The organism is Ruegeria sp. SATB027 (assembly GCF_059613825.1).
Map to the genome: position 1 here is coordinate 1 of NZ_JBXWTH010000051.1, position 1,712 is coordinate 1,712.

Annotated in this window: 1 protein-coding gene; it reads right to left on the reverse strand. The window is 57.7% G+C overall.

What is annotated here, in order from left to right; all coding sequences use genetic code 11:
• Window positions 1-298 precede the first annotated feature (298 nt).
• Window positions 299-1,207 carry a recombinase family protein gene (locus AC2FPW_RS16010; RefSeq protein ID WP_496814506.1) on the reverse strand — a complete coding sequence of 303 codons (909 nt, stop codon included), beginning with the start codon at window positions 1,205-1,207 and terminating at the stop codon, window positions 299-301.
• Window positions 1,208-1,712: the final 505 nt, after the last annotated feature.

Below are 1,712 nucleotides of genomic sequence, written 5' to 3' on the forward strand. Positions count from 1 at the left end.
CGAACAAAACACCTCAGCACGCTAACTGGGGAATTTTACCTCGGCCGTTTTGGGGAGAATTCATCCGGCAGTCACAGAATCTAAATGTAGTGTGAAAGTTATCCACAACACCTATAGGTGTTGTCGTATAAAAAACTCAGCAAGTCATTGATATAGATATATTAAATGCAGATCTAACCGAATCGAGCCGCTACTCTGTTGAGTTGGCACATTAGCAGCTAACCCCAAGCAACTATTGGCACTTTATGCCTCCTGCGGAGTTTTCTCCCGGTGAAATTTTTTGGATTCGGGTCAGAAGCTACATCTGATCTTGGCTCGATTCGTACGGCATGAGGCCAAGTCGTTCCGCCCGCTCCAACAGCATTTTCACCGAAGACGGCTGCCATCTTGTTCGGCCACGAGGCGTGCGTTCGCGCATAGATTCCAGCCGTTCACAGATCGCTTGAAGCGTGATGTCGGGATCTGCGCCCTTGATGCCAGCAATAATTGCGGGCAGGCGGTCGTCGGTTTCGCGGCGCCCGGCGCGGGCCAGCACCTCTGCAGGCAGGAAGCCGTCGCGGACATAGGCCTTCACAGCGCGCAAGAGACGGCTTTGGGTCCAGCGACGCGCCTCGGGCAGGGGGCCGTTGATGATGCGCACAACGTCTTCCCAGGCCAAGTCGGGGCGCAACCGGCGCACTTGGGGCACCCAGTCTTGAGCCGTCTCGTTCAGCCGCTCCATGTAGCCGTCCTGCCGCGCGAGCCGCACCTTGCGAAGAGCGGCAGGGTCTTTGGCCCGCAGCCCAGGGTTCCCGCCCACGCGGCCCTTTGTGCGTGCGCTGGCAAGGCCGGCCTTGGTGCGTTCCCGGATCAGGGCACGCTCGAACTCGGCCGCAGCGCCCAAGACCTGCAACGTGAACTTGCCCTGGGGGGATCCAGTGTCGATCGGGTCCTGAATGGAACGAAAGAACGCACCCTTGGCCTCCAGCCGCTCGATCACCTCCAGCAGATGCGACAGGGATCGCGCGAGGCGGTCAATCCGCACGACCACCAGCGTGTCGCCCTTGGATACGCGTTCCAGCACCCGCGCCAGCACCGGCCGCGCAAGATTGCCGCCCGAGGCTTGTTCTCCATGGATCTCGGCGCAGCCCGCGGATTTCAGGGCCTGCGACTGGGGCAGGGGGGTCTGATCCTCGGTCGAGACCCGAGCGTAACCTATCAGGGGCACCAAAACAGTCTTTCTGCAGTTTCATACATCGCTATTAAACGACCGTTTATAAACGAATGCAAGTAAGTGTTCTCTCGTCGAGCTGGCGCCCAATCCCTTGGTTTCCTTGCACTGAGCGCGATCTGAGAGGTTCCTTCGGTCGTCGCGCGCGCGTACTAAATAAAGAACGCGCAGAGGAGCCAGAAAATCTCTTGGGTAATGTGCAAAGAATCAGTATTTTGAACATATGAAACCGCAAAAACCTACTTTAACTGATGATTTTTACGACCCCCTCATCACAATCGATGGGGAGGAAGAGGCTCGCGAAGACGATCTGTGGTTTCTACCTGGGCCACTCGAGGAAGAACCGAATGATTCGCCTCCCGGGCCACGGGCGGAACCGCCCGACACTGCTGTCATCGAAGACTGGGCAAAGGCAGAAGGCGTTCACGGCTCTGTTGCACAAATCGGATTTTGAGCGCAGTTCCCCTTTCCCCGGACGGACTTATCCTACGGGCTCTGTGAC